This window comes from Erythrobacter sp. HI0063, from assembly GCF_001635685.1.
Lineage (GTDB): Bacteria > Pseudomonadota > Alphaproteobacteria > Sphingomonadales > Sphingomonadaceae > Qipengyuania.
In genome coordinates, this window is the sequence record NZ_LWFF01000009.1 from 1 (window position 1) to 3253 (window position 3253).

General features: G+C 66.9%; 3 protein-coding genes and 1 pseudogene. 3 read left to right on the forward strand and 1 reads right to left on the reverse strand.

What is annotated here, in order from left to right; genetic code table 11:
• Positions 1-764, reverse strand: a pseudogene (locus tag A3736_RS00825) (SEL1-like repeat protein); the annotation flags it as partial.
• A gap of 296 nt (positions 765-1060) precedes the next feature.
• Here A3736_RS00825 and A3736_RS00830 point away from each other — a divergent pair.
• The 3 genes from A3736_RS00830 to A3736_RS00840 form a co-directional block, all read left to right on the forward strand.
• The gene (locus A3736_RS00830; RefSeq protein ID WP_067678015.1) at positions 1061-1777 is read left to right on the forward strand and encodes a ParA family protein; all 717 of its coding nucleotides are present in this window, start codon (positions 1061-1063) and stop codon (positions 1775-1777) included.
• A gap of 27 nt (positions 1778-1804) precedes the next feature.
• On the forward strand, positions 1805-2386 hold the full coding sequence (locus tag A3736_RS00835; RefSeq protein ID WP_067678018.1) for a hypothetical protein: 582 nt from the start codon (positions 1805-1807) through the stop codon (positions 2384-2386).
• A 45-nt stretch (positions 2387-2431) separates the two neighbouring features.
• Positions 2432-3253: lipopolysaccharide assembly protein LapB (locus A3736_RS00840; RefSeq protein WP_156501896.1), on the forward strand; the 822-nt coding region annotated here is incomplete at its 3' end.

Here is a 3253-nt window from a genome sequence, read left to right on the forward strand (position 1 = left end):
GGTTGGCGACGGCCTTCGGGCAGCGTGTAATCGGCCCCGGCGGTGTCGGCCCGCGCCACTTCGACCGGGCGCGTTGCGGCAGGAACAGGAGCGGCAGCGCGCGCCGGAACGGTTGCGGCCGGAACCGCCACCGGCGTGCCGCCCAGATCGACCGCGGCGAGCTGGCGCGCGCGATTGGCGTCGGCCTCGCTCTTGATCCGCTGCGCGAGCACCTGCGCTTCCTCACGCTGTGCCAGAGGAATGAATTCGTCCATCTGCGTCATCGCGGCGCGCGCCTGCGGGAGGCCGCTATTGTTGGCGAGCGTCAGCAGCGCATAGGCGCGCGGCCAGTCCTTTTCCGCCAGGTCTCCGTTGAAATGCGCGACGCCCAGCAGATATTGCGCGCGCGGATCGCCCCGTCCGGCAGCGGCAGTGATATAGGGCATGGCCGCTTCGCGCCGACCGTCCTCGAACAGCAACAGGCCGTAATTGTCCGATGCCTGGACATGGCCCTGCGCGGCGGCGGCGGCATAAAGCGCCTCTGCCTGCTCCTTGTCGGCCTCCACGCCGCGCCCCAGGCGATAGGCCTGGCCGAGATTGAACTGCGCATCGGCATCGCCCGCCTGTGCAGGGCCAGACCATTCGCGCACCGCCGTGGCGTAATCGCCAGCCGACCAGGCATCGACGCCGCTCTTCACATCAGCCTGTGCGGGCGCGCCGAGCGCGAGCAGGCAGGCGGCCAGCACACCGCCGCCCACGCTGCGATAAAAGGGTGAGGTGGTCATGTTCGAAGTCTCCGCCAGTCAGATGCCCCAGCCTAACACCCCGGGGCGATTGCGCGCATTCTATAGTAAATCGTCCGTTAGCAAAACGTTGCGATGTGGCCAGCGATACCGGTGGCATCAGTTCCGACCCGACAGAGGCAATGCTTGCAGGACCGGGTCCGGGCCGATTTGCAGGCCGTCTTTAACTTAAAATTTAGGGTAGTCTGCGAATCCCCATGGCGAATGTTCGCGCCCAGCGAACGAGGCGAGCCGCACGAGGCGGATCGCGATTTTGAAGCGTTTAGGGGGACCGGGGTTTGCGGGTACTGGCGTTGGCATCGCAGAAGGGCGGATCGGGCAAGACGACCCTGTCCGGACATCTCGCCGTCCAGGCACAGCGGGCGGGCGCGGGGCCCGTCGTGCTGATCGACATCGATCCGCAGGGCTCGCTCGCCGATTGGTGGAACGAGCGCGAAGCGGAATATCCCGCTTTCGCCCAGACCACCGTCGCGCGGCTCGCCGGCGACCTGATGATCCTGCGCCAGCAGGGCTTCAAGCTTGCCGTCATCGACACGCCGCCCGCCATCACCATGGCGATCCAGTCGGTGATCTCTGTCGCCGAACTGATCGTGGTACCCACTCGCCCTTCCCCGCACGATCTGCGCGCTGTGGGCGCTACGGTCGATCTGTGCGAGCGGGCGGGCAAGCCGCTGGTCTTCGTGGTCAATGGCGCGACGCCCAAGGCGCGGATCACTTCCGAAGCCGCTGTCGCCCTGTCTCAGCACGGGACGGTCGCTCCGATCACGCTCCACCACCGCACCGATTTCGCCGCTTCGATGATCGACGGGCGCACGGTGATGGAGGTCGATCCCGTCAGCCGCAGCGCTGCCGAAGTGACTGCGCTGTGGAAATACGTTTCCGACCGGCTCGAGAAGAATTTCCGCCGCACCGTCTTCGCCGCTCCCAACACGCAGAGCGCGATGCCGAGCGCCCATCGGCCCCAGGGCGGCTTCGGCCGCCGGGTGGCGCAGTAAGACGGGGGCCCACACGGGAACAGGACCATGCACGACGCCGGTTTCGCCTCCCTTTCGCCGACGCTGCTCGCCCGCAAGGGCGGAGCGCGCCCGGCCATGCGCCCGCAGCACGGCATGCCGGGCAAGATCGATCCCGCCGATGCCGCTGCCGAACTGGAAGATCTCGGCTGGAACGACATGGGCGAGGACACCAGCGCCCGCCGCCATCCAGGTGCGCAGATCGTCCGCTTCGATACGGAAGCGGATGGGAATTCGTCGCGGGACGGCGATTACGAAGTCGCCCACGCTTCCGAGGAAGCGATCGAAGCTCAGGTCAGTCCCGTGCGCGAAACGATCGACCGGATCGCGAAGAAACTCGGCGAGAACCGCCGGGACGCTGTCGAGGCATTCGTCAAGCCTGCCGCGAAGCTCGGCGCCCGCGCTGCCGCATCAGGCAACCGCCGGGCTGCCTTTACCCTGCGGCTCGATCCGGAACGCCATCTGCGCCTCCGTCTCGCCTCCACGATCAGCGGCCAGAGCGCCCAGAACCTGGTGACGCAGGCCCTCGACGCGATGCTCGCCGAAATGCCCGAAATCGAAACGCTGGCGGCTCAGGTAAAACGCCCGTGATCATCTTTGCCGAAAACGAATGCCCGACCGCTTAGGGAGAGGGAAATGCGCTCCACGACAATCAATCGGACCGCCCGCATGGTTGGGCTGACGCTGACCACCGCACTGGCAAGTGCCACTCTGGGTGGATGCAGCACCAAGGAAGCGCCGCCAGCTTCGGTTTCGGCGGTCAAGGCCGAAAGCGCCCTGGCCAAGGGCAAGAGCGACAAGGCCGTCTCCTTCGCGGAAAGCGCCGTGCTGGCATCGCCGCGCGACGCCGATCTGCGCGCGCTGCTGGGTGGAGCCTATATCGAAGCGGGCCGTTTCGAATCGGCGGCCACCACGCTCGCCGAAGCGCGGCAATTGGGTGACGGATCGCAGCGCACCATCCTCTCGCTGGCCCTCGCCCAGATCGCGAGCGGGCATCAGGACGCTGCCCTGCGGACACTCAACGCCCACGAAACCGATCTCGATCCGGCCGATTTCGGCCTCGCCATCGCCTTGGCGGGCGAACCCAAGCGCGGCGCGCTCGTCCTCGCCAACCAGCTTCGCTTCGGCGAAAGCTCCGCCAAGGTGCGCCAGAACCTGGCTTATGCCTACGCCCTCCAGGGCGATTGGCGCGCGGCGCGGCTGATGGCCGCGGAAGATGTGCCCGCCGACAAGATCGGTGAGCGGATGGCCCATTGGGCGCAGATGACGAACCCCGTCTATTTCCGCCATCGCGTCGCCGATCTGCTCGGCGTCGACTTGGTGCGAGATGCAGGTCAGCCTGCGCGTCTGGCACTGGCAAACCATCCGAGCGTCGATCAACTCGCCGCCGAAAACGCTCCCTCCACAACACCCGCCAAGAGCGATGTCGCCCCTAAGCCTGCCTTCGCCGCGAATGGG

Excerpts from the sequence above, each read along its gene's own strand:
- A3736_RS00835 (WP_067678018.1), top strand. The coding sequence starts at position 1,805 with ATGCACGACGCCGGTTTCGCCTCCCTTTCGCCGACGCTGCTCGCCCGC.